The 25,984-nt window shown below is 70.8% G+C and carries 24 protein-coding genes; 14 read left to right on the top strand and 10 right to left on the bottom strand.

The features are described 5' to 3' along the window. Window positions 1-97: 97 nt before the first annotated feature. Both AB0F17_RS02665 and AB0F17_RS02660 read right to left on the bottom strand, forming a co-directional pair. Complete coding sequence (locus tag AB0F17_RS02665; RefSeq protein WP_358015037.1) at window positions 98-1,447, bottom strand: FAD-binding oxidoreductase; 1,350 nt, start codon at window positions 1,445-1,447, stop codon at window positions 98-100. After that, window positions 1,444-1,992, bottom strand: a complete 549-nt coding sequence (locus AB0F17_RS02660; protein ID WP_358015034.1) for a nuclear transport factor 2 family protein — start codon at window positions 1,990-1,992, stop codon at window positions 1,444-1,446. Before AB0F17_RS02660 ends, AB0F17_RS02665 begins: the two co-directional genes overlap by 4 nt. Before the next feature lie 382 nt (window positions 1,993-2,374). Between AB0F17_RS02660 and AB0F17_RS02655 the strand changes: the two genes are divergently transcribed. From AB0F17_RS02655 to AB0F17_RS02640, 4 genes are read left to right on the top strand one after another with little or no spacing between them, the layout of a single operon-like run. Next, entirely contained in the window at window positions 2,375-3,394 is a 1,020-nt protein-coding gene (locus AB0F17_RS02655; RefSeq protein WP_358015031.1) for an ABC transporter substrate-binding protein, read from the top strand. Window positions 3,395-3,452: 58 nt separating this feature from the next. Then, window positions 3,453-4,286 (top strand): ABC transporter permease, encoded by an 834-nt coding sequence (locus AB0F17_RS02650; protein ID WP_358015028.1) that lies wholly within the window; start codon window positions 3,453-3,455, stop codon window positions 4,284-4,286. A 24-nt stretch (window positions 4,287-4,310) separates the two neighbouring features. Then, on the top strand, window positions 4,311-5,180 hold the full coding sequence (locus tag AB0F17_RS02645; protein ID WP_358015025.1) for an ABC transporter permease: 870 nt from the start codon (window positions 4,311-4,313) through the stop codon (window positions 5,178-5,180). Next, the gene (locus AB0F17_RS02640; RefSeq protein WP_358015022.1) at window positions 5,177-6,025 is read left to right on the top strand and encodes an ABC transporter ATP-binding protein; all 849 of its coding nucleotides are present in this window, start codon (window positions 5,177-5,179) and stop codon (window positions 6,023-6,025) included. Before AB0F17_RS02645 ends, AB0F17_RS02640 begins: the two co-directional genes overlap by 4 nt. Window positions 6,026-6,147: 122 nt before the next feature. Here AB0F17_RS02640 and AB0F17_RS02635 read toward each other — a convergent pair whose 3' ends face one another. Then, window positions 6,148-6,924, bottom strand: coding sequence for an alpha/beta hydrolase (locus AB0F17_RS02635; protein WP_358015019.1), 777 nt, complete (start codon window positions 6,922-6,924; stop codon window positions 6,148-6,150). Between the two features lie 39 nt (window positions 6,925-6,963). On the opposite strand from AB0F17_RS02635, the gene AB0F17_RS02630 reads away from it, so the two are divergent. Continuing rightward, window positions 6,964-7,380, top strand: a complete 417-nt coding sequence (locus tag AB0F17_RS02630; protein ID WP_358015016.1) for a VOC family protein — start codon at window positions 6,964-6,966, stop codon at window positions 7,378-7,380. Window positions 7,381-7,401: 21 nt separating this feature from the next. Here AB0F17_RS02630 and AB0F17_RS02625 read toward each other — a convergent pair whose 3' ends face one another. From AB0F17_RS02625 to AB0F17_RS02615, 3 genes are read right to left on the bottom strand one after another with little or no spacing between them, the layout of a single operon-like run. Beyond that, window positions 7,402-7,830 carry a nuclear transport factor 2 family protein gene (locus AB0F17_RS02625; protein ID WP_358015013.1) on the bottom strand — a complete coding sequence of 143 codons (429 nt, stop codon included), beginning with the start codon at window positions 7,828-7,830 and terminating at the stop codon, window positions 7,402-7,404. A 22-nt stretch (window positions 7,831-7,852) separates the two neighbouring features. Continuing rightward, window positions 7,853-8,635, bottom strand: a complete 783-nt coding sequence (locus AB0F17_RS02620; RefSeq protein ID WP_358015010.1) for an SDR family oxidoreductase — start codon at window positions 8,633-8,635, stop codon at window positions 7,853-7,855. 31 nt (window positions 8,636-8,666) lie between these two features. Then, the gene (locus AB0F17_RS02615; protein ID WP_358015007.1) at window positions 8,667-9,425 is read right to left on the bottom strand and encodes an SDR family oxidoreductase; all 759 of its coding nucleotides are present in this window, start codon (window positions 9,423-9,425) and stop codon (window positions 8,667-8,669) included. Between the two features lie 195 nt (window positions 9,426-9,620). On the opposite strand from AB0F17_RS02615, the gene AB0F17_RS02610 reads away from it, so the two are divergent. From AB0F17_RS02610 to AB0F17_RS02595, 4 genes are read left to right on the top strand one after another with little or no spacing between them, the layout of a single operon-like run. After that, window positions 9,621-10,493, top strand: a complete 873-nt coding sequence (locus tag AB0F17_RS02610) for a fumarylacetoacetate hydrolase family protein (protein ID WP_358015004.1) — start codon at window positions 9,621-9,623, stop codon at window positions 10,491-10,493. Window positions 10,494-10,500: 7 nt separating this feature from the next. Further along, the gene (locus AB0F17_RS02605; protein ID WP_358015000.1) at window positions 10,501-11,364 is read left to right on the top strand and encodes a fumarylacetoacetate hydrolase family protein; all 864 of its coding nucleotides are present in this window, start codon (window positions 10,501-10,503) and stop codon (window positions 11,362-11,364) included. Then, complete coding sequence (locus tag AB0F17_RS02600) at window positions 11,361-12,656, top strand: amidohydrolase family protein (RefSeq protein WP_358014997.1); 1,296 nt, start codon at window positions 11,361-11,363, stop codon at window positions 12,654-12,656. The genes AB0F17_RS02605 and AB0F17_RS02600 overlap by 4 nt, the downstream gene beginning before the upstream one ends. After that, complete coding sequence (locus tag AB0F17_RS02595) at window positions 12,653-14,206, top strand: carboxylesterase family protein (RefSeq protein WP_358014994.1); 1,554 nt, start codon at window positions 12,653-12,655, stop codon at window positions 14,204-14,206. Before AB0F17_RS02600 ends, AB0F17_RS02595 begins: the two co-directional genes overlap by 4 nt. 40 nt (window positions 14,207-14,246) lie before the next feature. On the opposite strand, the gene AB0F17_RS02590 is transcribed toward AB0F17_RS02595, so the two are convergent. Together AB0F17_RS02590 and AB0F17_RS02585 are read right to left on the bottom strand one after the other, a co-directional pair. Further along, the gene (locus AB0F17_RS02590; RefSeq protein WP_358014991.1) at window positions 14,247-15,572 is read right to left on the bottom strand and encodes a hypothetical protein; all 1,326 of its coding nucleotides are present in this window, start codon (window positions 15,570-15,572) and stop codon (window positions 14,247-14,249) included. A 25-nt stretch (window positions 15,573-15,597) separates the two neighbouring features. Then, complete coding sequence (locus AB0F17_RS02585; protein ID WP_358014988.1) at window positions 15,598-16,368, bottom strand: SDR family oxidoreductase; 771 nt, start codon at window positions 16,366-16,368, stop codon at window positions 15,598-15,600. Window positions 16,369-16,526: 158 nt separating this feature from the next. On the opposite strand from AB0F17_RS02585, the gene AB0F17_RS02580 reads away from it, so the two are divergent. From AB0F17_RS02580 to AB0F17_RS02570, 3 genes are read left to right on the top strand one after another with little or no spacing between them, the layout of a single operon-like run. After that, complete coding sequence (locus AB0F17_RS02580) at window positions 16,527-17,099, top strand: carboxymuconolactone decarboxylase family protein (protein WP_358014985.1); 573 nt, start codon at window positions 16,527-16,529, stop codon at window positions 17,097-17,099. Next, on the top strand, window positions 17,096-17,896 hold the full coding sequence (locus tag AB0F17_RS02575; RefSeq protein WP_358014982.1) for an SDR family NAD(P)-dependent oxidoreductase: 801 nt from the start codon (window positions 17,096-17,098) through the stop codon (window positions 17,894-17,896). The genes AB0F17_RS02580 and AB0F17_RS02575 overlap by 4 nt, the downstream gene beginning before the upstream one ends. After that, window positions 17,889-18,827: an amidohydrolase family protein gene (locus AB0F17_RS02570; protein WP_358014979.1), complete on the top strand. Its 939-nt coding sequence runs from the start codon at window positions 17,889-17,891 to the stop codon at window positions 18,825-18,827. The genes AB0F17_RS02575 and AB0F17_RS02570 overlap by 8 nt, the downstream gene beginning before the upstream one ends. 32 nt (window positions 18,828-18,859) lie before the next feature. Here AB0F17_RS02570 and AB0F17_RS02565 read toward each other — a convergent pair whose 3' ends face one another. Further along, the gene (locus AB0F17_RS02565) at window positions 18,860-19,663 is read right to left on the bottom strand and encodes a GntR family transcriptional regulator (protein WP_358014976.1); all 804 of its coding nucleotides are present in this window, start codon (window positions 19,661-19,663) and stop codon (window positions 18,860-18,862) included. 234 nt (window positions 19,664-19,897) lie between these two features. On the opposite strand from AB0F17_RS02565, the gene AB0F17_RS02560 reads away from it, so the two are divergent. After that, window positions 19,898-21,319 (top strand): FAD-binding oxidoreductase, encoded by a 1,422-nt coding sequence (locus AB0F17_RS02560; RefSeq protein WP_358014973.1) that lies wholly within the window; start codon window positions 19,898-19,900, stop codon window positions 21,317-21,319. 273 nt (window positions 21,320-21,592) lie between these two features. Here the strand turns inward: AB0F17_RS02560 and AB0F17_RS02555 are convergent, their stop codons facing one another. After that, window positions 21,593-22,318: a hypothetical protein gene (locus tag AB0F17_RS02555; RefSeq protein WP_358014970.1), complete on the bottom strand. Its 726-nt coding sequence runs from the start codon at window positions 22,316-22,318 to the stop codon at window positions 21,593-21,595. Window positions 22,319-22,548: 230 nt separating this feature from the next. Here AB0F17_RS02555 and AB0F17_RS02550 point away from each other — a divergent pair, with 230 nt between their 5' ends. Continuing rightward, the gene (locus tag AB0F17_RS02550; protein WP_358014967.1) at window positions 22,549-25,935 is read left to right on the top strand and encodes a phosphodiester glycosidase family protein; all 3,387 of its coding nucleotides are present in this window, start codon (window positions 22,549-22,551) and stop codon (window positions 25,933-25,935) included. Window positions 25,936-25,984: the final 49 nt, after the last annotated feature.

Below are 25,984 nucleotides of genomic sequence, written 5' to 3'. Positions count from 1 at the left end.
GAAGTCACGATGATCCGCAACGAAGGGGAGGCTTCCCTGACCTGCGGCGGAGCAGCGGGGTGCGAACATGTGTGCGGGATGCTTCGGCGGAGGCCGGTCACAGGTCGGCGGCGGTCAAGTACGAGGTGAAGACGCGGTTGGGGTCGTAACGGCGGCGAAGGGCGGCCAACCGGGTCTGGGATCGCGCTGACAGGCCCGGGCCGGGGCGGGAGGCGGGATCGGCGTCGCTGAACTGGACGCCGCGCGACACCGGCTCCATCGCCTTGGTGGTGTCCGTCACCCACGCGCGGTGCTGGTCGTCGAGGGCCGGGTCCGTCCATGCCGCCACCGGGGAGACATAATTGGCCGCCTGCACCGACCAGGCGGCCGGGACACCTGCCCGGTAGGCGCCCCAGGGCAGGATGAACACGAATGAGCCGGAGCCGGGGATCGCCTCGACCATCGCCCGCGTACCCGCGACCACGCCGTCGGTCGGGCCGTCGGTCCAGATCCCGTCGACCGCCCAGCGCAGGCCGGCCTCCGACCACCTTCCCGACTCCTCGTAGAGCTCCGCCATGGTGATGGGCGAGGACGGTGACCCGTCGCCGGTACGCGCGGCGAAGGGAGCGTCGGCGAGGGCGCCGAGCAGTGCCGCGCCGTCCTCGCCGAACGCGGTGCCGACGATCGTGATCACTTTCTCCGCTTCCCCGGGTGGGGCGCCGATCTTGATGGCGATCTCCAGCGGCGCGGGCAGCCACGGGGCCGTGTCCTGCGACCAGGTCACCACCTCGTCGAGCCGATCGAGCGGGTAGGTCCGGACCGCCCGATGGATCGGCGGTCGCCGGTACGTACGGACATGGAAGCGGGTGGCCACGCCGAAGAAGCCGGGTCCGCAGCCTCTGGCGGCCCACAGCAGGCCCGGGTGCTCGTCGGCGTCAGCGCGCACGATCTCACCGGCCGCGGTGACCACGTCGACCGCCTCGATGCTGAGGCAGGCCGGCCCGTGCACGCGGGAGTTCCAGCCGTACCCGCCGCCGAGGAGGAATCCGCCGACGCCGACGCTCGGCGCGTGCCCGGTGGGGAAGAAACGGCCGAATGGCGCGAGGGCGGCGTCGACGGCGGCACCGCGAGCGGCGGGTCCCAGCGCGACGAGCCCGGTCGCCTCGTCGAACCTGATCTCCGTCAGCCGGGACAGGTCGATGAGCAGGCCACCGTTCCGTACGCCGTTGGCGATCCAGCTGTGCCCGCCGGAGCGGATGCCCACCCGCATCCCGCGCTCCGCCGCCAGCCGTACGCCCCTGGCGACGTCGGCCTCGTCGGCGGCGAGCAGGATGAGGTCGGGAAAGCGGTCCGGGCGCCGGGCGTTCCAGATGGCGGCACGGCGCACTCGCTCGTAGCCGGGGTCGTCGCGGCCCACCAGGCGGCCGGTGAACTCGCTCCTCCCGATCCCCGCGGTGCCCGTGGTCACTTCTCGCCGGCTTTCGGCCGCTCACCGGAGTAGGAGTCCATGCCGATGAAGAAGTACCCGAAACGCCAGCAGCCGTCGTCCTCCCGCCGCAGCTCGGCCGTGTAGATCACGCTCGCGCCGAGGGTGAGCCCGTCGGCCGCCACGGTCACCACGCTGAAGGCGAGCGCGGCGGCGGTGCCCTCGGCCAGGTCGAGCCGTTCGACGAGGATGTTGCCCATCACATGCCTGCGCTGGTCGCTCTGCTCGGCGATGATCCGGGTGAGCCGGTCGAACAGCTCGGCCCGGCCGGTGAAGCGGGTGAACGGCTCCGCACTGCCCTGGGCGACCTCGAAGACGGTGTCCTCGGTGAAGCACGAGACGACCACGTCGACCCGGGCCTCGTCGTGCGCGGTGGCGAATCGGTTGAACGCCTCGGTGATCTGGGCCCGAGCGGCGAGTGCTCCGGCACTCCAGTCGCCGGGTTCGAGCGGTCGCATGTCGATTTTCCCCTGGCGGTGGGCCCATGCCTGCGGGGGGAGCGTCGGGGCGCCGGCCTTGGTGGTCATGGAGGATCTCCCTTGCATCGCCCTTCGCAACATAGTGTCGACAGTAATGCGGGTCAACCCTTCGAAGTGGAAGAGAAACCGAGGGTCCGCTCACCACATGTCGGCCGACGGATCGCGGCCTTCGCCGAAACCTTCGCTCTTACTCTAAAGGCGATGGCAGAGGGCTATCTGAGGGGGATCGGGACAGAGGTGGGCCGCGATCCCGAGGCCGTTCGACCGCTCGCTCGCAAGGGGAGTGTCGACAGGATTCGGGTCGATTGCCGCCAAAGCCTTGACGGGGGCAAATGTCGACAGTATGTTTCGGCCACGTTGCCGCTGGTTACTCGCCACGGTCGAAGCCCTCGCCGAACCACCGCGACAACGCGTTGACAAGGGAGCACAAATGTCGTCACGGAGCATTGTCCTCCGCCCCATCCTCGGTAGCCTCCGCCCTGCTGCGGCGGTCCTCGCAGCGGTCACCGTCCTCGCCGCCTGCGGCGCGGCCGGCTCCGAGGTGAAGACCGACGCGGGCGGGCTGACGTCGGTCACGGTCCTGCGCTCGACCGGATCGACCTTCGAGCCGCTCTTCATCGCGCAGGACCAGAACTTCTTCAAGGAGGCCGGCCTCAACGTCACGATCAAGCCAGGGGCCGCGGACACCTCGCAGAACGCGCCCTCGGTGGCCAACGGCGAGGCCCAGTTCGCGATGACCGACGGCTCCGGATTCCTCAAGGCGGCAGCCCAGAAGCTGCCGGTCAGGATCGTCACCCAGCTTCAGGCTTCCACGACCAAGACCCCGCCCTCCGACGGCCTGCTGGTCAAGGCCGACAGCCCGATCAAGACCTTCGCCGACGTCGGCGGCAAGACCATCGGCCTGCCCGCCCTGGGGGGCACGCTCCAGTTCATCTGCGAGTACTCGGCCAAGGAGGCGGGCGCCGACCCCGGCACGATCAAGTTCGTCGCGCTGCCGACGACGTCCCTGATCGACGCCGTGGCGTCGGGCAAGGTCGACGCCGCCTACACCTTCGCCACGTTCTACGACGCGGGCAAGGCCGCCGGCATGCGCGCCCTCGGCGAGGGGACGAACGCGCTGCCGGGCCTGCCCCAGTCGCTGATCTTCTCCAGCACCGAATTCCTGGCCAAGAACCCCGCCGTGGCGGAGAAGTTCATCGGCGCGGTGGCCAAGGGAATCGACTACGCCAACTCCCACCCCGACGCCGTGCGCGCGGTCGACACCAAGTACACCAAGCTGCCCGCCGACTACATCGCCAAGCGGACCATCCAGATCTTCAGCAAAGAGATCAACACGAAGGCCTTCTCGACGGTCATCACCTCGATGGTCGCCTTCGGCCTGATCAAGTCGGCACCCGCTGAGGATTCCCTCTACTGGGAAAAGGCCCCGACCACCACGACCTCCAGTTGAGCCGACGGCACAACGGCGTCAGCACGGCACACCGACATCGATATCAAGGCGGCGACTGATGGCGACATCAACCGGCCGAGGATCCGCGCCGGCCTACGAGTCCGTGCGGGGCTCGAAGGCCGGCGACGGCCGTGACAAGACCAGATGGCTTCAGCTTCTCTGTTTCCTGCTCGTACTCGCGGTCTGGACCCTGGTCAGCGCCGTGGGCATGGTGAGCGCGAGCGCGCTGCCCGGCCCGCGCGCGGTGGCGGGAGAACTGGTCGCCATGGCGGGCACGGGCGAGTTCTGGGGCGCGCTCGGCGACACTCTGCGCGGCGCGGTGGCCGGGCTCGCGGCGGCCGTCGTGATCGGCGTCCCGCTCGGCCTGGTGACCGGGACCTACGCCGCCGTCGAGCAGTCGTCACGGCTGCTGGTGGACGTGCTCAGGTCGTTCCCCGTCATCGCTCTGCTACCGGTCTTCCTGCTGGTGCTCGGGTCGACATCGGGGATGAAGGCCACGGTCGTGTTCATCGCCTGTGTCTTCCCGATCTTCCTGCAGGCGCAGTACGGCGCTCGCGGCGTGGAGCCGATGATCCAGGAGACCGTCCGCGGCTACCGGATTCCGCGGCTGCTCCGCTTCCGCCGCGTGATCCTGCCGAGCGCCCTCCCCTCGATCATGACCGGTCTGCGGCTGGCCGCGACGACCTCGGTGCTGGTGGCGATCGGTGTGGAGATCCTGACCATCCTGCCCGGCATCGGCCACATGGTCACCGAGGAACAGCAGAGCGGCAACTCGCCCGCCGCCTACGGCTACATCATCACGGCGGCCGTGATCGGGTACTCCATCAATCGGCTGTCAGGTGCCGTGGAGGCCAGGCTGCTGCGCTGGCGCCCCCCGGCGCAGGCGGGCTGAGGCGGGTAAACCGAGGTGAGGAGAATGCATATCGTGTCCAGCGGCCTCGTCAGGTCCTTCCTCAAGCAGCTCTGGCTGCCGGTGATGGTGGTCGCCGTCCTGTGGGTGGCCACAGCGAGGAGCGGCAGCTTCTACTTCCCGCCGCTTTCGGAGATGGCCGGAGCGCTCTGGACGGGCCTCACGGAGGGGGACCTCAAGGGCGACCTCGTCTTCAGCCTGCGCAACATCGCCCTCGGGACCGTCATCGCGACCGTGGTCGGCGTCGGCCTGGGCGCGGTGATCGGCGAGTACGACCGTCTGCGGCGGGCGACCGCTCCGTTGCTCGACTTCGCCCGGGCCACCCCCACCGTCGCCTTCGTGCCCGTCATCATCCTGACCCTCGGCATCGGCGCGGCGCCGAAGGTACTACTGATCTTCATCGGCTCGGTGTGGCCGATCCTGCTCAACACCATCAGCGGCGTGCACGGCATCAACCCCGCCGTACGGGAGAGCGCGCGGAGCTACCGCATCCCCTGGCGGCTGCGCCTGCTGAAGGTCGTGCTGCCCGGAGCGCTGCCGCAGATCTTCGCCGGCGTGCGGATCGCGCTGTCGGTGGCGGTCGTCCTGATGGTGGTCAGCGAGATCTACGGTTCGCCGGTCGGGCTCGGCAACTTCATCCTGCGCAGCGGGTCGAGCTTCCAGGTGACCGACACCTGGGCCGGTACGATCCTGATCGGCATCCTCGGCTACAGCCTGAGCCTGCTCCTCCTCGTCTGCGAGCACGCACTGCTCGGCTGGTACTTCCAGCGCCCACCACGGGCCCGGCGGGCCGCCCGCCCGCGCGCCGACCACAGCTCCGGCCACGACGCCGCACAGCATGCCGACCAGAACGCCGACCAGAACGAGGTCTCATGAACCTGCGTCCCAGCAGCTCCGCCGTCGGCCACGAGCGCGCCGCACTGATCGTCGAGGACGTCTCCAAGTCCTACGGCCACGCCGGCGCCGCGCATCACGTGCTGGCCGGGCTGTCCCTCCGTGTCGAACCGGGCGAGTTCGTGTGCATCGTGGGCCCCTCCGGCGCGGGCAAGACGACGCTGTTGCGCTGCCTGTCGGGCCTGATGCGGCCGACATCGGGCACCGTCCGATACGGCGACCGGGCCGTCACCGAACCCCTGGCCGAGATCGCCGTCGTGTTCCAGGACTACCGGGGCTCGTTGATGCCGTGGATGAGGGTCCGGGACAACGTCGCCTTCCCTCTCCAGGGCCTTGGCGTCAAGCGGGACGTCCGGCGTCGCCGCGCCGACGAGAGCCTCGACGCGGTGGGGCTGGCGGATGTGGGCGACAAGTACCCCTGGCAGTTGTCGGGCGGCATGCAGCAGCGGGTGGCCATCGCCCGGGCCATCGCCTACGAGTCGCCGGTACTGCTCATGGACGAGCCCTTCGGCTCGGTCGACGCCCAGGCGAGGTTCGACCTGGAGGACCTCGCGCTGACCCTGCGCGAGCAACTGGGCATCTCGATCGTCGTCGTCACCCACGACATCGACGAGGCCGTCTACCTCGGTGACCGCGTGATCGTCCTCGGCGGTAAGCCCGCGACCGTCGTCGACGACCTCGACGTGGACCTCGGCGCCAGACGCGACCAGATCGAAACCCGCGCCGACCCCCGATTCGCCGAGCTGCGCACGCGCGTCCTGACCCGCATTCGCGGCCGGAACGATTCGTCCGTACGGCCGGGAGTGGCGTCACCGGTCCGCCCATGAGCGCGCCGTGCGGGCGGCCGTTACCCATGAAAGCGCCGTGCGGGCGGCCGCTACCCATGAGGGCGCTGTTCGGGCGGCCGCTACCCGTGGGGGCTTCGTGCGGGCGGCCGCTACCAGGTCTGTCAGAGCGTGCGAATCCAGGCGGCCACGGCCTGGACGACCTGCCGGGGCCTCTCGGGGAAGAGCGCGTGGGCGGCCTGGGGAATCACGGCCGTGGAGACCCGGTCGCCCAGCGTCTCCTGGAGCTCGGACCAGGTGGCGGGCGGCCGCCAGGGGTCGCGCCCGGCGATGAGGTCCAGCAGGGGCACCCGGCCGCCGGAGTGCCAGCCGTCGCTTTCGACGCTCGCACGCTGCGCCCGATGGGTCGTGGGAAACCAGCCCCGCAACCATGGCGATGGGTCGCTTCCCGTCGCGAAGAAGGCGACGCGGAGCGCCGCCAGCCGCCGGTCGTCCGCCAGGCAGGCGTCCGCGCTGTCGGTGAGTGCCGCCGCGAGGTCCGCGGGGGGAGGCCGATCGGCCGACGCCGCGGCGACCACCACGCCGCGGACGAGTTCCGGGTGGTAGGCCGCCGCCGCTCGGGCGTACCGGCTGCCCGCCGCGTGCCCGACCAGGACGGCCGGACCGGCCCGCTCGGCCGCGATCACGGCGGCGAGGTCGGCCGCCCAGTCTCGGTAGCTCAGCCCCGTCATGGGCCCGGCCGAGGCCCCGGCGCCGCGCGGCTGCGGTCGGAGGACCCGGAATCCCCGCGCCGCCAGCTCCGCCGCCACGGCGTCGAAGTCCTCCGCCCCCCGCCCGAGTGACGGCGCCAGCAGCACGACCGGTCCCCGTCCCTGCGAGATCACGTCGATGGCGACGCCGTCGTACCTGACGACGCTACGGGTACGTTCCGCGGCCACCATGACATGTACTCCTTCTGATCAGACGACAGGTGGTTCACCATGAGCAGGCAGAAGATTCGTTTCGACCATGTCGGGATTTCCGTACCCGACCTCGAAGCCGCGACCGAGTGGTACTGCGACACCCTCGACCTCACCCCGGCCCCCGCCTTCGCGGTCGCGGGCACCGACCTGCGCGGCGTGATGCTCCTGCACGAGAGCGGCTACCGCATCGAGCTGCTGCATCGCCCCGGCGCCGGGCCCGGTCCCGCCCCGGACAGCGCCCTCGCCGCCGCGGGCACGCTCGGCTATGGGCACATCTGCCTGTGCGTCGAAGACGTCGACGCCGAGTTCGCCCGCCTCCTCGGCGCCGGTGCCACCGTCCGGATGGAACCCGGCCCCTCTCCCCGCCCGGGCGCCCGTGTCTGCTTCGTCGCCGACCCCTACGGCAACCTCATCGAGCTGATCGACCGTAAGTGACGCAGCCCCGCACGCCGCCGCTCAGAAGTCGGCGACGATGGTGCGTTCGACGAAGCGCCAGCCCGCCTCCGTACGGCTGAAGACGTCGTGGTGGACGCCGGAGAGCGGGATCGTCCGCTGTCCGGTCCCGGGGTCGATCTCCAGGAACATGACGTACGACGTGGCCTCGGCGCCGCCGGGAACGCCCCGCACGACGAGGTTGCCGGTCCAGTGCCGGCCGAGGCCGCCGCGCTTGGCGGCGGCGGCATCGGCGAAGGCCCGGAGCCGGTCGTGGCCCTCGTGGCGGAACCGGACCGCACCGCCCGACCTGGCCGAGGTCCTCGCCTGGAACGCGCCGTGCGGCACGAAGACGGCCACGAAGTCCTCTGGCCTGCTGAAGTCGAGGGCGTGACAGAGTCGTGAGATCAGCTCTTCGATCTCGATGCGGTCTTCGACGGTCAGTCGTGTCACCGGGTCCTCCATGCTGAGCGGGTCAGGCGCCGATCATGTTGTAGCCGCCGTCGGCGACGAGGAAGCCGCCGGTGATGTGCCCGGCATCCTCGGTGGCCAGGAACAGGGCGGTGCCGGCGAGTTCGGCGGGACCGGGGATGCGTCCCATCGGGGTGGCCTTGCGGAGCTGGTCGCCGCGCCCGTTCTTCCAGTCCTCACGGCCGAGGGTCGCCTCGGTCTCGATGAAGCCGGGGGCGAAGACGTTGACCCGGACCAGCGGCGCGAAGGCGTGCGCGTAGGACTTGGTCAGGCCGATGATGCCGTACTTGGCGGCGGCGTACTGCGGGGCGCGGGCGCTGCCGCGGGCCACCACGGTCGAGCCGATGTTGACGATGGAGCCGCCGCCCTGGTCCAGCATGCGGGCGCCGAACTCGTGGGTGCAGAGCAGGGTGCCCTTGATGTCCACGGCCAGGACATGGTCGATCGACTCCTCGGTGATGTCGCGCCAGGACATCTGGTCGCGGGCGACGTCTCCGACGTTGTTGAAGGCGGCGTCGACGCGGCCGAAGTGCGACCACACCTCGTCGGCCATCCTGGTGATCTGGTCGCGCTCGGCGATGTCGGCCTGGACGATGATCGCCTTGCGTCCGAGCGCGGTCACGCGTTCGGCGGTGGCCTCCGCGCCCACGCGCGAGCTGCGGTAATGGATGGCGACGTCGGCGCCCTCCTGGGCGGCGCGTACGGCGATCTCCGCGCCGAAGCCGGTGCCGGCGCCGGTGACGAGCACGGTCTTGCCGGCGAAACGCCCAGATACGGGGGTGGTCATGCTGTCTCCTGGATGGCAGTGGGTGGTCTGGTCAGACGAGGGTGCGGCCGCCGTCGACGTACAGGACGTGGCCGGTGACGAAGGATGCCTGCTGGGAGGCGAGGAACAGCACGGGCCCGGTGAGGTCCTCGGGGGTGCCGAGGTGCCCGGCGGGCACGAGGGACTCCATCGACTCGCGCATTCCGGGCTTGGCGAGGTACGCCCGGGTCAGGTCGGTCTCGACGTAGCCCGGGGCGACGGCGTTGACGGTGACACCGGAGGCGGCCCACTCGCGTGCCATGACGCGCATCAGCTGATTGATCCCGCCCTTCGTGGCGGCGTAGGGGGAGTGATCCTTGTGCGCCAGCAGTCCCGAGACCGAGGAGAGGAAGACGATCCGGCCGTAGCCGCGTGGCACCATCAGGGCGCCCGCGGCCTGGCCGAGCCAGAAGCCGCTGCTGAGATTGATCGTGACGATCTTCTCCCAGGTCTCGTCGGTGACGTCGAGGACCGGCCGGCGATCGTTCGCCCCGACGGCGTGCACGAACACCTCGAGGCCACCCAGACGCCCGGCCGCCTCGCCGAGCGCGGCACGGCAGGCGGCGGGAGAGGTGAGGTCGGCGGCCAGCCCGGAGATCCCCCCCGACCCTTCCGCCGACGGGCGCTCGATCTTCGCGAGCCCTGTCTCGTCGATGTCGAGGACGACCACCTCCGCCCCGGCGTCCGCCAGCGCGAGGGCGACCGCGCCCCCGATCCCGCCCGCCCCGGCGACCACTGCGTGCCGTCCGCCGAGCCCCAGCCATGTCGACACTAAGACCTCCTCGCCGCTTCGCCTGCGGGAATGTGAAAATTGGTGTCATGAGAGCGAAAGGGACGCTAGTCCACCCGATTGGCGATGTCCATAGCGGTCTTCGGTCCTCATCTTACGCTCGCGTACGGGTCCTGGCTTGACATGGCCGGAGGGCCCTAGAGAGGATAAGTGTCGACATTTACTAACGGAGGACAGATGAAGCTGGTGACGTTCGACGATGGTCTCGTCGGCCGGATCGCCGAAGAGGACGTCGTCGAGTTCGATGTCGCGTCGATGCGCGAGTACTTCGAACGTGATGGTGCGGTCGAGGAGACCGGGCGCCGGTTCCGGCTGTCCGAGGTGCGGTTGCGCGCGCCGATCGTGCCCAAGAAGTTCTTCCACACTGCGGGCAACTTCCGTGAGCATCATGAGGACCTGGTCCGGGTCGACTGGTCGCATCCGGTCAACAAGGGCATCGTGTTCTTCCAGAACGTCGATGCGATCATCGGGCCGGAGGACGCGATCGTCTACCCGGACAATCTGACCCGCGAGCTGGACTACGAGCTGGAGCTGGCCGTGGTGATCGGCCGTCCGGGCAGGTTCTTCACCGCCGAGCAGGCCGTCGAGCACATCGCCGGCTACCTGATCTTCAACGACATCACCGCGCGGGACATCCAGCGCAGGGAGATGCAGTCGGGGGTGTTCTCCTTCTCCAAGGCCATCGACACCTTCTGTCCCATCGGGCCGTACATCGTCACCGCCGACGAAATCGGCGACCCGCACAATCTGGACATGGAGCTGCGGGTCAACGGCGATGTGCGGCAGAAGTCGAGCACCTCGCGGCTGTCGGTGTCGATCCCGCAGCTGGTGGCCTACCACTCGCCGCAGGTCTACAGCGCCGGTGACCTCATCACCACCGGTACCATCGCCGGTGTGGCAGCCAGTACGGACGATCCCTTCGCCAACTATCTCAAGCCCGGCGACGTGGTGGAGGCCGAGATCGAAGGCCTGGGCGTGCTGCGCAACCGGGTGGTGTCGTGGCGAGAAGCTCACGGCACCGACGCTCCGCCCGCCGAGCAGTGGGTGTGATCCGCGGGTGAGGATCGCGAACCTGGCCGGCCGCCTGGTGCTGCTGACCGCGGACGGCCGGGCCGCGGACGTGGCGGCCGTCAGCGGCGGCCGTTTCGCCGCCGACCCGGACAGGTTGTTCGACCAGTGGGACGACCTGCTCGAATGGTCGGCGAGCCTGGATCCGGCAGCCGCGCGGCCCTACGACGAAGCCGACCTGCTCACCCCGGTGCCGAACCCCAGGCAGGTCTTCGCGATCGCGCTGAACTACCGCCCGCACACCGCCGAGGCGGGGTACGCCGAGCCTGCCGAGCCGCTGGTGTTCACCAAGTTCCCGAGCTGCCTCACCGGGCCGGCCATCACGATCGGGCTGCCGGAGGGCAACGTCGACTGGGAACTGGAGATGGTCGCCGTCGTCGGCCGGACCGCCTACCGAGTGCCCGTGGAGAACGGATGGGATCCCGTCGTGGCGCTGAGCGTCGGGCAGGACCTGTCCGAGCGGATCGTCCAGCTCGCCGGCCGGCCCCCGCAGTTCTCCCTCGGCAAGTCCTTTCCCGGGTTCGGCCCGGTCGGCCCGGCCCTCGTCAGCCTCGACGAGGTGGCCGACCGCGACGACCTGGAGCTCACCTGCGAGCTGTCGGACATGGTCGTCCAGCACGACCGCACGTCGAACATGATCTTCCCGGTGCCCAGGCTGGTGGCCTTCCTCAGCGCGATCTGCCCGCTGTTCCCCGGTGATCTGATCTTCACCGGTACGCCCGCCGGCGTCGGCAACCGGCGCACCCCGCAACGGTTCCTCGCGCCCGGCGACGTACTGGTCAGCAGGATCGAGGGCCTCGGGGAGATGCGGCACACCTTCCGGGCCGCGTCCGGAGCCTCCGCCCACCGATGACGCACACACACCAGGAGCAGACAGCGATGCCGGTGCCCGACGACACCCTCTTCACCGACGTACAGATCTTCGACGGTACGGGGCGCGATCCCTTCCCCGGCGAGGTGCTCGTCACCGGCAATCGCGTCGCCGTCGTCGCCGGCCACGTGCCGGCCGGTCGGCGGGCCGGTGCCCGGGTGGTCGACGGGGCCGGTGCCACACTGATCCCCGGGCTCGTCGACGCCCACGCACACCTCGGGTTCGGCTCGACGATCGAGCACCGTTCGCCCAGGCGTGACGAGCCCGACGAGGAGAAGGCACTGCTGGTGGCGCACGCCGGGCGGGTGCTGCTGGACTCGGGGATCACCAGCGCCTACTCCGGTGGCAACCGGCTGCCGCGCACCGAGATCGCCGCGCGCAAGGCCTTCGGCGAGGGCTGGATGCCCGGACCGCGCCTCAGGGCGGCGTCGTGGGAGGGCAGCGCCGGCATGGTCGCTCCCGGGGTGTACGACTTCCCCGGCGTCGAACACCGCGCGTCCGACCCCGAGTCGATCCGCCGGTTCGTCGGCCAGATGGCCGACCTCGGGGTCGACATCGTCAAGCTGTCGCTCTCCGGCGAGAGCGCGGTGGTCGCGGGCACCTCCCGGATCGTGCAGTTCACCGAGGAGGAGGTGGCCGTCGCCGCCGAGGTCGCCCGCGACCGCGGGATCTGGCTCACCGCCCATGCCCATGCCGCCGAGTCGATCAAGATGGCGGTCCGGCACGGAATCCGGGCGGTCTACCACTGCACGTTCGCCGACGAGGAGGCGCTCGACCTCCTGGAGGCAGCCCGCGACCGGATCTTCGTCGCTCCCACCCCGGGGATCGTCTACGCCAACCTGTACGAGAGCGGCGCCGAGCCCGAGGAGGGCATGGAAGTCGAGCCGACCGCGAGCGCGATCAAGGAGGTCGTCCCCGAACTGGTCCGCAGGGGCGTGCGGGTGCTGCCCGGCGGTGACTACGGCTTCCCTTGGAACCCGGTCGGACGCAACACCCGTGACCTGCGGCTGTTCGTCGAGTGGTTCGGATTCACCCCCGCCGAGGCGTTGCGGGCGGCCACCCTGTACGGCGGGCAGATCATGGGCATGGCCGGCGAACTGGGCCTGATCCGTGAGGGCTACCTGGCCGACCTCGTGCTCGTCGACGGCGACCCCCTCGACGACATCGGCATCCTGCAAGACCGTGACCGCCTCGTCGCCATCATGAAGGACGGCCGCTTCCACAAGGCCCCGACCGGGCGCACCACCCATGCCCAGATCTTCGAGGGCGCATGACCGGCGACGGCGGTGCCGGCGCGGGGCCCCGCGCCTCGATCGAGACCGGGCGGCTGCTCGGACGGTGGGAGGACGGGGTCGCGATCTTCCGCGGCGTCCCGTTCGGCGCGCCCCCGGTCGGATCCTGGCGATGGCGGCCACCGCGGCGGCCGGATCCCTGGGACGGGGAGCGTCCGGCGCTGGAGTTCGGCCCGGCCCCCCTCCAGTCCCAGCCGCCCCGCGACTCGATCATCTACCAGGTCAACTTCAACGACCGCCGGCCCTTGATGATCAGCGAGGACTGCCTGTACGCCAACGTGTGGACACCGGAGCCGTCCCGATCCGCCGCGCTGCCGGTGATGGTATGGCTCCACGGCGGCGGCAACCGCTACGGCCACGGGTCGCAGGACATCCACGACGGACGGGCGATCGCCGGTCGCGGCGTCGTCGTCGTGACGCTCAACTATCGGCTGGGCGCCCTGGGCTTCCTGGCCCACCCGGAACTCGCCGCGGAGGACGAGCACGGCGCCTCGGGAAACTACGGCCTGCTCGACATCGTCGCCGCCCTGACCTGGGTGCGCGACAACATCGCGGCCTTCGGCGGCGACCCGGCGAAGGTCACGGTCGCGGGAAACTCCGCCGGAGCGGCCCACATCTGCCACCTGATGGCCGCGCCGGGGACCCGCTCGCTGTTCCGCGCCGCGATCGGGCAGAGCGCCGCCGGGATCTACCGGGCCGAAGGCCCGATGCCGGACCAGGCCGCGGCGCAGGAGCAAGGGATGCGGTACGCCGCCGAGTTCGGCGGACGCGACCTGGCGGGGCTGCGCCGTGTTTCCGGTGTGGAGCTGATCCTCAAGGGCCACTTCGGCCCGGTCGTCGACGGGCGGGTGCTGGTCCGCGACACCCAGCACGTGTTCGAGGCGGGCGGCCAGCACCCGGTGCCCCTGCTGGTCGGCTCCAACACCGACGAGGGCAGCGTCTACACCCGTCCCGGCGCCGCCACCGACGTGGCCGCCCGGCTCGCCGCGGACCTCGCCGCCGCCGACGTGGCCGCCCGCCCCGCCGCGGGCTTCGCCGGGGTCTATCCCACCGGCGACCCGGTCGAGGCCGCCCGGTCGGCGCGGCTGTTCACGGGGGAGAGCCGGTTCGTGTACCCCGTCTGGCGCTGGGCCACGACGCACGCCGCGACCACGGGCGCGCCCACCTGGGTGTACCGCTTCGCCCGCACGCCTCCGCTGCCCGCCGGTCTCGACCTGGCCTCGCCCCCCGACGGCAGGCCGGGCTACGGCGTCTTCCACACGGCCGAGCTGCCGTACACCGGGGACAACCTGCACCGGCTGGCGTGGCCCTGGCAGGACGCCGACCGTGAGCTGGCCGCGGCGATGGGCGACGCCTGGGCGCGCTTCGCGACGCACGCCGACCCGAACGGCGGCACGCTGCCCGTCTGGGACGTCTTCACCGGGGGCGACACGTCGCCGGTGCTCGTCTTCGGCGACACCGGGATCTCCCGTGGCACGACCGACCGTCTCGACGCGATGCGCCTTCTCGACGACCTGCCCCGCCCCATCTGACTCGGCACGGGCTGACTCGGCACGGGGCAGGCCAGGCCGGTCAGGAGATGATCGTCTTGGCGATGGCGGCGAGCTCGGCGTCGGTCAGGAGACGACCCTCCGCGATCATGGTCTGCCGGGCGGCCGCCAGGACCCGGTCGGCCTGCTCGTGGGTGACCTCGACGCCGAGGCGTTCGAGCTTGTCGACGAGAGTGTAGCCGCCGCTGTCCAAGGTGAAGGGGACCTTGCGCTCGTTGCCGACCAGGGCCGGCTCCAGGCAGTTGTGCAGCAGCGGGTCGACGGTCGTCTCCTGCGTGATGAGGTCCATGCCGCCCCAGCTGAACGCGTCGGTGCCGGTCACGGGATGGTTCCAGGCGACACGGTAGCCGGTGAGGGCCTCGCCCGCCCGGGCCAGGGCCGTGAGGTGCTCGGTACGGATCCCGGTGCGCACGCCGTACAGGACCTCGAACGCGACGGCGGTGGCGGCGAGGTCGGCGTTGCCGGGGCCGCCGCAGTAGCCGTTCACCGACAGCTCGATGACGTCGGCGCCGGCCCGGGCCGCCGACACGGCGCAGGCGACGGCGAGGCCGAAGGTGTTGTGCGGGTGCAGGCCCACCCGCGTCCCGGGGGCGAGCTCCTTCGTGCGGCGGACGAGATGGGCGAACGCCTCAGGGCTCATCGCGCCCGGCCCGTCGAAGAGCGTCAGCTCGGTGGCGCCCGCGCCGGTGAGGACCTCGGCGGACTCCTGAAGCATCTCGTCGGTCAGATAGGACACCATCAACATGGGCGCGGCGACGTCCAGACCTCGTGACCGTGCGTGCTCGATCAGCGGGACGGCGCGGCGCAGCACGGCGGCCCGGTCGCGCGGGGTCTTGTCGGTGCGCCACTCCTCGCCGTTCCACGCCTGGCCGTAGACGCGCTGGTAGATGAGCGACATCTCGCCGAATCCCTGCACCCAGATCTGCGCGGCGTCGTATCCGGCCCGCCAGGCGCGGTCGATGTCGGCCGGGGTGAACAGCAGCGGGCAGACCGCCCGGCAATCCGGGTTCTCCTCCTTCAGCACGCCGACCTCGGCTTTCAGCGCGTCGTCGGCCCGCCCGGCGACCCCGGCCGTGACCACCTCGCCCACGCCGGCCCGGACGAGTCGTCGCAGGTAGTCCGCCTTGGCCTCGTCAGTGGCCACCACCCCGGGCAGCGTCTCGACCGAGCGCAGCGTCGCGTCCCGCAGCCGGATCTCGCCAGGGAGCGGCCCGGCGACGGCTGGGTCGCGATTGAGCGGGCTCACCGACCAGCGGCCTGGTTCGTACGCCCCGGGCACGCGCTTGTCGGCAAGCTCGGCCCGGAAGCGGGCGATCTCGTCGGCGGTGAAAACGGGTGGTTTATCCACAGACGTCCTCCAAAGACGGGGCGTGTCAGGCGGCGGTGACGCCGCCGTCAACGGTGAAGTTGGACCCGGTCACCCAGCCCGACTCGTCGGATGCCAGGTACACCGCGAGCCAGGCGATGTCGTCGGGCGTGCCGAGCCGGCCGAGCAGGGTCCGGGAGACGATCGTCTCCGACAGTCCGCCCGTGGTGGCCCCGGCCGCCGCGGTGGCGGAGGTTCGTACCAGGCCGGGCGCGATCGTGTTGGCCCTGATCCCATACGGCCCGCCTTCGACGGCGAGTTGCCGGGTCATGGCCAGCACGGCGCCCTTGCCCGCGCAGTGCGCGACCATCGCCAGCTGGCGGCTGCCACGGAAGGAGTTGACCGAGGCGAAGTTGATGATCGACGCCCGTCCGCCGGCGACGAGGTGTGGCCACGCGGCCTGGCAGGCGAGGAACACCAGGTCGACCTCACCGGCGATGGTCGGCCGCCACTGGGTCTCGAAGTCCATCTCGTCGATCGGCGCCATGTGGGGTGCGATCGCCCCGGCGTTGACGAGGACGTCGGCCCGGCCGTACACGGCGGCGGCGCCGGCGAACCGGGTGGCGTCGGCGGGCCTGGTCAGGTCGATCGGGTGGATCGAGGTGATCTCCAAGCCGTCCGCGCGCGCCTTCTCGACTGTCGCCTCGGCCGATTCGGGGTCGATGTCGCAGCCGATGACGGTGGCGCCCTCCGCCGCGAACCGGAGCGCTATCCCACGCCCGATCCCGGCCCCGATACCGGTCACGAGCGCGATCTTTCCGGTGAGTCGATCTGGCATGACTGCCTCTGCCCTCCACGTTGGTATGTCGACACTATCAGCAACTGTAGCCACGAAGGAGGGGAGTACTAGCCCGGATCGGCGAGAAAGATTTACATTCTGTCGACACTAGGCTAGAACTATCGGCGCAAGCCGAGAATCGAACGAGAGGAATCCGAGTGGCACGCCTTCCCGGCACGGAAGGGACCGACGAGATCGCCGCGCGGATACGGGCGCGACGCGGCGGCCCCCTTCACCCGCTGGACGAGATGCTCCTGCACAGCCCGCAGCTCGCCGACGGCTGGAACAGCTTTCTCGGGGCCGTCCGGCGGCGTATGAGTCTGCCGGACATGATCCGCGAGCTGGTGATCCTGCGGATCGCGGTGCTCAACCGGGCGGACTACGAGTGGGAGGCGCACGAGCCCGACGCGCGCCGTGCCGGTCTGAACGACGCGCAACTCGATGCCGTCAAGCGGATGGCCGTCCCCATCCCCGGCTCGGTATCCGGTCCGCTCCGCGATCGGGTCCTCGATTCGGTCTTCAGCGAGGCCCAGCGCTTGGCGATCGCCTACGCCGACGCCGTGACGATCAACGTGCACGTCTCGGATGAGGTTTTCGACGCGCTACGTCCCCACTTCACCGAGAAGGAGTTGGTCGAGCTGACAGCCACGGTCGCGGCGTACAACATGGTGTCCAGGTTTCTGGTCGCCCTGCGGGTCGGATCTCCGGCGTCCGCGCGGATGCCCCGATGAGCGGCCGGCTGGCGGGCAAGATCGCGATCATCGGTGGTGCGGGCAGCGCCGGGCCCGGCTGGGGCAACGGCAGGGCCACCGCCGTGATCTTCGCGCGGGAGGGGGCGACCGTCTTCCTCGCCGACCGCGACGAGGAGTCGCTCGACGTCACCGCGCGGCAGATCCGTGACGAGGGCGGCACCGCCGTGACCCGCCTGGCCGACCTCACCGCCGAGGCCGACATCGCCGCGCTGGTCGCCGCCGTCGTCGAGCAGGCGGGCCGGGTCGACATCCTGATCAACAACATCGGCGGGTCGAGACCGGGCGGTGCGGCCGAGCTGAGCCCGGAAGACTGGCAGTCGCAGCTCGACGTCAACCTGACCAGCGTCTTCCTCGCGTGCCGTCATGTCATCCCGGTCATGGCGGCAGGCGGAGGCGGGGCGATCGTCAACACGGCCTCGGCCTCCGGCCTGCGGTGGACCGGCGCGGCGCAGGTGGGGTACGCCGCGGCGAAGGCGGGGATCATCCAGTTCTCGCGAGTGACGGCGGTGCAGTACGCCCCGGCCGGCATCCGGGTCAACACGGTGGTGCCCGGCCAGTTGCACACGCCGATGGTCGAAGCGCGGCTGGCGGGCCAGCGGGCTGGGGGCGACGTCGGGAAACTGCTGGCGCAACGGCAGGCACGCATCCCGCTCGGCTTCATGGGCGACGGCCGCGACACCGCGTTCGCCGCGCTCTTCCTGGCCTCCGACGAGGCCCGCTTCGTCACGGGCACGGAGATCGTGGTCGACGGCGGAATGACGGCCCGCTGTGACTGAGCGCCCGACCGCGTCCACGCAGCGGGCCTTGGCGGCCACCGAGCTGTCCGCGCCGGTCTTCACGCCTTCGCCCGGCAACCCGCCGCCACATCCCGCGCCGCGGAAGCCGTCCATCGTGCTCCCACCGGACAGTTGCGACGCGCACTGCCATGTCTTCGGCCCCGGCGACGTCTTCCCCTACGCCCCTGATCGCGCGTTCACCCCCGTGGACGTCCCCAAGGAGAAGGTCGCGGCGCTCCACGAGCATCTCGGCCTGACCCGGGCGGTGGTCGTGCAGTCGGCGTGCAACGGCTCGGACCATACCGTGCTGCTCGACACGCTCGCCGCGGGCGGCGGCCGGTTGCGGGGAGTCGCCCTGATCGGAGAGACGACGGCCGCCGCGGAGATCGAGCGGCTGCACCAGGCCGGGGTCCGCGGCTTCCGGCTGAACTTCCTGCCCCACCTGCGCCGGCCGCCCACCACGGACGAGATCGCACGGGTGGCGGGCCGGGTCGCGGACTTCGGCTGGCACGCCGAGATCCACGTCCAAGGCAGCGGCGTCGTCGAGCATCGCGCGCTGATCGAGTCGTTCTCCGCCCCGGTCGTCATCGACCACATGGGCCGTGTCGACATCTCCGAGGGCCTCGACGGCCATGCGGTCCGCACGCTGCGCGCGCTCCTCGACTCGGGCAACGTGTGGGTCAAGGTCAGCGGTATCGACCGAGTCTCCATGCAGGGCCCCCCGTACGCCGACGCGGTCGCCCTCGCCGCTCTGCTGGTGCGGCACTGCCCCGAACGGGTGCTGTGGGGCACGGACTTCCCCCATCCCAACATCGCCGGCGACGCCCCCGACGACGGACTGCTCGTCGACCTGCTCGCCGAGATCGCTCCCGGGCGTGACCTGCTCACCCGGCTGCTCGTGGACAACCCTGCCGAATTCTTCGGCTTCTGACCGCGGTCCCCGTTCGCCGATCGCTTGGAGGGTCAGCCGTCCTCGTCGCTCGTGCTCCGCTCCGACCAGCCGCCCGCCTCGATGGCGGCGAGTGCCGCGTGCGTCGCCCGCAGGAGCAGCATGGCGGCCAGTTCGCCGTCGCGCTGCTCGATCGCCTCGATGATGCGCACCTGGTCGGCGACGCTGGCCCGCAGGCGGCCCGGCTGGGCGAGGCTGGCGTGGCGCAGGATGAGGGTGCGCAGGGCCAGCGAGTCGAGAATGCCCTTCAAGGTCTCGTTGCCGCCGATATCCGTCATCCGCTCCTGTAGCGCGACATGTCGCCAGAAGTAGTCGTCGATGTCGCCGGCATCCGCACGCTCCTGCATCTCGCCGAGGCGCTCGCGCAGGTCGGCAAGGTCGTCGTCGGAGGCATGCTCGGCCACCAACTGGCCGACCAGCCCCAGCAGATGCCCGCGCACGTAATAGATCTCCCGCACCCGCTGCGGCGTGAAGGCGGCCACGCGCGGCCTGCGGCGGGCCCGTATCTCGACGAGGCCCTCCTGCTCCAGCAGCATGAGCGCCTCGCGGACCGGGGTCCGGCTGCTGTTGAAGCGATGCGACAACTCGACGCTGTTGAGATCCTCGCCGGGCCGCAGGCGGCCCTCGATGATGCCCAGCCCCACCCAGGTGGCCACCTCGATCACCGCGGGCTCGCGCCGCTCGGTCAGTTTCAGCAGGCGGACCAGCTCGGTGGCCCGATTGGGGACGGGCTCCGCCGTCTGCCCGGAGACCGGCTCTCCCGATTGCTCCGCGTCCGGCTCGCGCACGTCGTCGATCTGGCTCAGCCTCTGCCCCATCGCCGTCTCCCCGCCATCGCGCTCGCGCCGTCACATCGGAGCTTACGCACGACCGCGCGCGTACGTGAGCTCACAACTCTCCACCGATACGAGCTGAACCTACTGTCGACAGCATCTTACGGTCAAACAGGAGAGAGGCGGCTTTACCAACGTTGACGCGGCTTAGTGTCGACAGTACAGTCCAGGTTCCGGTACTCATCATGCGCTATGTCCGTCTTCAACCAAGGAGGCGCCTTGTCCGATCCGATGACCGACCATGCTCCGGGCAGCGTACTGCGGCGGGGCGAGATCGGTTACGAGCAGGCGCGGCTCGACGCGGTATGGAACGCCCGCAAGCCCGACCGTTACCCTGACGTCATCGTCATGGCCGAAACCGAGGACGACGTGGTCCGGGCGGTCCGGCTGGCCCTGGCCGAAGGGCTGCGGGTCGGCATCCGGTCGGGCGGCCACAGCTGGGTCGGCAACGGCGTGCGTGATGGCGGGCTGCTGATCGACCTGTCGCGCCTCCAGGACATCGAGCTGGACGTCCCCGGTCGAGTCGCCGCGGTGGGGCCGGCGGTCAAGGGGCCGGCACTCAACGACCTCCTGTACGAGCACGGCCTGTTCTTCCCCACCGGGCACGCGCCCACCGTGGGCATCGGCGGCTTCATCCTCGGCGGCGGGTATGGCTGGAACTCCCGCTATTGGGGCCCCGCCTGCCTGAGCATCCGGGCGATCGACGTGGTCCTCGCCGACGGCGAACTCGTGCACGCCGACGACGACAACCACCCCGACCTGCTCTGGGCGGCGCGCGGCAGCGGCCCCGGTTTCTTCGGCGTCGTCACCCGGTTCTACCTCGACGTCCATCCGCGCGCCACCAAGATCCTCCGGACCGTGCACACCTATCCGCTGGAGCTGCGGGACGAGCTGCTGCGGTGGTCGTACGACAATCTGGAGACGCTGTCACCGGCCGTGGAGATCTCGGCGAAGGTCGGCTTCACACCGGGTCTCGGCGTGCACGCCGCGTCCCTGACCGCGACCGCGTTCTGCACTGAGGAGACGGGCGAGGACCTCCTTGAGTCTCTCGAACAGATCCCCTTCCGCGACCGGGCCATCCGCGCGACGGTCAACCGGGAAACCTCGATCGTGGAGCTGTACGACATCGCCGACCGCCTCACCCCCGCCGGGCTGCGCTGGGCGCTCGACGGCATTTGGGCGGGCGGACCGGCGAGCGAGATCCTCGGCGCCGCCCGCCGGATGCTCGACACGATCCCCGGAGACAACGACTTCGTCCTGTGGATGCTCTGGGGACACCACCCCACCACCCCTCGCGCGTGCTGGTCCTCCCAGGCCAAGGTGTATCTCTCCCCGAACTCCGGCTGGACCGACCCGGCGGACGACCTCGGCCGCGAGCGGTGGGTTCACGGCACACTCAGCGAGATCCAGCACCTGTCCCAGGGCCTGCAGTTCTCCGACAACAACGTGGCCGACCGCTTCGACCACGGCCTCAGCCCGGAGAACGCCATCCGTCTGGAGAAGATCCGCGCCGTCTACGACCCCGCCGGACTGTTCCGCTCCTACATGACCCCGGCCGAGTCGACCACCGCCTACGCCCGCGCCACCCCGCCGCTCCACCCCGCTCCGGGAGCCGAGCTCAGCGCGGATCCACATCGGTGAGGGTGGCGCGGCGACCGGCGGCGCTTGACCCAGGGTCCCGCTGGCCCACGCTGCCGGTTACACCGTCGATGACTGGCTCAAGCTGCCCGACTCCGGGGAGCGCATCGAGTTGATCGACGGGAGCTTCGTCGTGAGCGCGACTACGAGGTGACCGCTCGGGCCGGGGCGGGGGAGGGGTTGACGATCTCGGAGCCGTTCGCCGCGTCGTTCGATCCGGCCGAGCTGCTCGACGCCTGAGCCGGTGGGGAGGCGGGGCGCCTCCCCAGCGGGCGGTCAGACGCGGGTGGGGGTGGCGAGGCGCGGGGTCTCGGCGGCCGTGCCGCGGATCAGGGCCGTGCAGTCGGCGATGACGCCCGTCAGCAGGTTGCGCAGCAGGGTGTCCGGGTCGGAGATGCACGCCTGGACGATGCCCACCACCGAGAGCTGCACCGCGTTCGGGGCGGCGTACCTGCGGAAACCCTTCTCCGTGATCCGGGCGGCGCGGCTGAAGCGCCTGGCCTGCTCCGCCGCGTGCGGGACCTGCGCCATCGCGAGCTGGCTCTCCTCGCTCAACGGGACCGAGCTGAACGGGCCGGAGCCGAACGGGATCGAGCCGAACCGGCCCGAGCTCTGCTGATCCGACGGGCCGCCGTCGAGCCGGGCCAGCATCTCCTCGGCCGCCAGGACCGACACCGCGAGCGCGAGCTGACGTTCGGCCGCGGAGACCGGCAGCGCGGTCGTCGCGCACCGCAGCGCGATGCGGGCGTCCACCCGGAGGTCGTCGGAGGCCAGGTCGATGATCGAGGGGACGAGGCGCACGAGCCGGCCCCGGTTCGCGTCGCTGGTGTTGTCGTTGACCAAGCGGGCGAGTGCGGCCAGCAGAGGGTGCGTGCAGGCCGGGTGGTCACTCCACCGCTCTCCGGCTAGGTAGGACGCCAGTTCCATGAAACAGGCGCCGCGCTTCGGGTTGCGATGCCTGCCGCGTGACAGAACCGGCATGTGATCAAGCTGATTGTCCACGGGTGCTCCACTGCTCCACAGGTGCTGCTCTACGGGATCGCCGTCTTTCCAGTCTGCGCCGATGAGAGGCGCAACGCCAGTGATGGGTGGTTTTGGAGCTCTATGTGACTACCCTGCCGCCGCAGACGCACCTCGGATAACAGAGGCCCCACAGTGCGTACAGGCTGAAATTTTTCTTTAGTTCACCGTCAAGTCTTGAAAGTTATAACCACGAACGATTGAGTTCGGTCGTGCACACCCTCCGCTACGCGGCCGCCGCGGCCGCGCTCGTCTTAGGGATCGCCGCGCCCGCGCAGGCAGATCCCCAACCCCCCGTCGAGGACGCGCTCAAGGCGTCGTCCTACCCGCCCCCCTCCACGCTGCTGACCCAGGCCGTCACCGGCAAGCAGCTGGAGACGGCCAAGAAGACCCGGCCGGTGGCCCCCGGCATCTCGCTGACCTCGTTCGACCGCTACGACGAGCTCGGCTGGCTGCGGGCCGACGCCGTCACCGCCGATCTGGGCGCCGCGAAGGCCGACTACGTCTACTCCGGCGAGGTGTCCAAGACCGAGCCGTTGTCCGGGCCCGCCAAACGGGCCCACGCCGTCGCCGCCGTCAACGGCGACTTCTTCGACATCAACAGCTCCGGCGCCGCCCTGGGCATCGGCATCCAGAACGGCGCGCTCGTCCAGTCGCCCGCCTCCGGCCATGACAAGGCCGTCGCGATCACCGGCGACGGCCTCGGACGGGTGCTGAACATGTACTTCGAGGGCACCGCCACCCCCGCGGGCGGCGCGCCGATCACGCTCACCCAGTTCAACCAGATCGTCCAGGCGGGCGGCATCGGCCAGTTCACGCCGCTGTGGGGCTCCTACAACCGGGCCCGCGCCGTCGAGGGCGCCACCGCCGTGACCGAGGTCGAGCTGGTGGACGGGGTGGTCTCGGCGGTACGGCAGGCGCCCGGCACCGGCCCGATCCCGGCGGGCACCACGATCCTGCTCGGCCGCGACGCCGGAGCCGCGGCCCTGGCCGGATTGAAGTCCGGCGACAAGGTCGACGTGAAGTACCAGCCGAAGGCGTCGGACGGCAAGGCGGTCAAGGCCGCGGTCGGCGGCAACTACGTCCTGGTCAAGGACGGCGCCGCGCAGAACTCCACCGACCCGGCCGCGCACCCGCGCACCGCGGTCGGCTTCTCCGCCGACGGCAGGAAGATGTACCTGCTGACCGTGGACGGCCGCCAGGCCGACAGCCGCGGCGTCACGCTCAACGAGCTGGCCGCGATGATGGTCGAGCTCGGCGCCGCGAACGCGCTCAACCTCGACGGCGGCGGCTCCTCCACCATGCTCGCCCGCGAGCCCGGCTCCGCCGACGTCCAGGTCGAGAACAGCCCGTCCGACGGTGGCGAGCGCCACGTGCCGAACGGGCTGGCCCTGTTCGCCCCCGAGGGCAGCGGAAGGCTCAAGGGCTTCTGGCTGGAGACGGCCGGCGACCCCGCCAAGGCGCCCGGCGCCGCCCCCGTCGCCGGTGGCCGCCCCGACCGCGTCTTCCCCGGCCTCACGCGGCGGCTGACCGCCGCCGGCTACGACGAGACGTACGGCCCGGCGGCCGGGACCCCGTCCTGGCGCGCCGAGCCGGCGGTCCACGGAGTCATCCGCGACGGCAGATTCCATGCCCTGCTCCCCGGCCAGACGACGGTCACCGCCTCCCGCGGCGGCGCCAAGGGCACGCTGGAGCTCACCGTGCTGCAGCCGCTGCGGCGCCTCGGCACCACCGTGGACCGGGTCGGCCTGGCCGGCACGGACGGCACGGCCACGTTCGGCGTCGTCGGCTACGACCACAACGGCAACACCGCGCCCATCGAACCGGCCGACCTCACCCTCGACTACGACCACGACGCCTTCGAGGTGACGCCCGCCGACCAGGGCTACTTCACCGTCAAGTCCAAGAAGGCGACCACGGCCGGGCTGATCACCGCCAAGGTCGGCAAGATCAGCACCGCCGTGCCGGTCACCGTGGGTTTCGAGGACAGGCCGGTCGCCGACTTCGAGGACGCGGCCCAGTGGAACTTCGCCGCCGCCCGGGCCACCGGCTCGCTGTCGGCCGCGCCCGGCCAGAGCGGGGGCGGGCTCAAGCTGTCCTACGACTTCACCCAGTCCACCGCGACCCGCGCCGCCTACGCCGGCCCGCCGCAGCAGATCGAGGTGGCGGGGCAGCCGCAGGCGTTCGGCCTGTGGATCAACTCCACCGGCAAGGGCGAGTGGCCCAGCCTGGAGTTCTACGACGGCCAGGGGCAGTCGCAGATCCTGCGCGGCCCGTACATGACCTGGACCGGCTGGAAGTACGTCGAGTTCGCCGTGCCGCCCGGCATCAGCTACCCGCTCAAGCTGCGGCGCTTCTACGTGGCCGAGACCAAGGCCGACCAGAAGTACACCAACGAGATCCTCATCGACGGCCTGGTGGCCAAGGTGCCGCCGTCGGTGACGGCGCCGCCCGCCGAGAAGGTCGCCGACCCGGTCGTCAAGCCCGACGTGGCCAGGATGCCGTGGCGGTTCGCCGTCATGTCGGACGCCCAGTTCGTCGCCCGCGACCCGGACAGCGACATCGTCAAGAACGCCCGCCGTACGCTGCGGGAGATCAAGGCCGCCAAGCCGGACTTCCTGCTGATCAACGGTGACCTGGTGGACGAGGCGTCACCCGAGGACTTCGCGCTGGCCAAGAAGATCCTCGACGAGGAGCTCGGCGGGACGCTGCCGTACCACTACATCCCGGGCAACCACGAGGTGATGGGCGGCAAGATCGACAACTTCAAGGCCGTCTTCGGCGACACCTACCAGACGTTCGACCACAAGGGCACGCGGTTCGTCACGCTCGACACCTCCCGGCTGAACCTCCGGGGCGGCGGCTTCGACCAGGTCGCCCTGCTCCGTGCCCAGCTCGACGCGGCGGCCCGTGACGCGGCGGTCGGCTCGGTGGCGGTGCTGTTCCACGTGCCGCCGCGTGACCCCACGCCCGGCAAGGGCAGCCAGCTCGGCGACCGCAAGGAGGCCGCGCTGGTCGAGGGCTGGCTGGCCGACTTCCAGCGGAGCACCGGCAAGGGCGCCGCCTACATCGGGGCCCACGTCGGCACGTTCAACGCCGCGCACGTCGACGCGGTGCCGTACTTCATCAACGGCAACTCCGGCAAGAACCCGGCTACCGCGGCCGACGACGGCGGCTTCACCGGCTGGTCGCTGTGGGGCGTGGACCCGGTGAGCGCCAAGGAGGCCGAGCACGTCAAGCGCAACTGGTTCGCCGACGCGCCCGACTGGCTCGGCGCCCAGGTCCGGCCGCACGTGGACGACCTCACGCTCACGGCCCCCACGAGCGTGCAGGTCGGCAAGGCGGCGGCCGTGACGGCCACGCTCACGCAGGGCACCCGGGTGGTGCCCGCCGCCTACCCGGTGTCCGTGGCGTGGTCGGGCTCGCCGAACCTGCACATCGGCTCGCGGCAGAGCGCCAAGCCCTGGGACGTCGCCGTGTTCGACCCCGCGACGGGGACGCTCACGGCGCTGCGGAAGGGGCAGGTGACGGTCGCGCTGACGGTCAGCGGCGTCACCCGCCAGGCGACGGTCGCGCTGACGGCCAACGCGGCGGCCTGACGGCCACCGCGGCCGCCTGACCTCAGGCGGTGGGGGTCACCTCAGAAGG

Origin of the sequence: Nonomuraea sp. NPDC026600 (assembly GCF_040638335.1) — a bacterium.
Lineage (GTDB): Bacteria > Actinomycetota > Actinomycetes > Streptosporangiales > Streptosporangiaceae > Nonomuraea.
The sequence above is the reverse complement of the archived record's forward strand: the minus strand, read 5'-3'. Positions and strand labels throughout refer to the sequence as shown.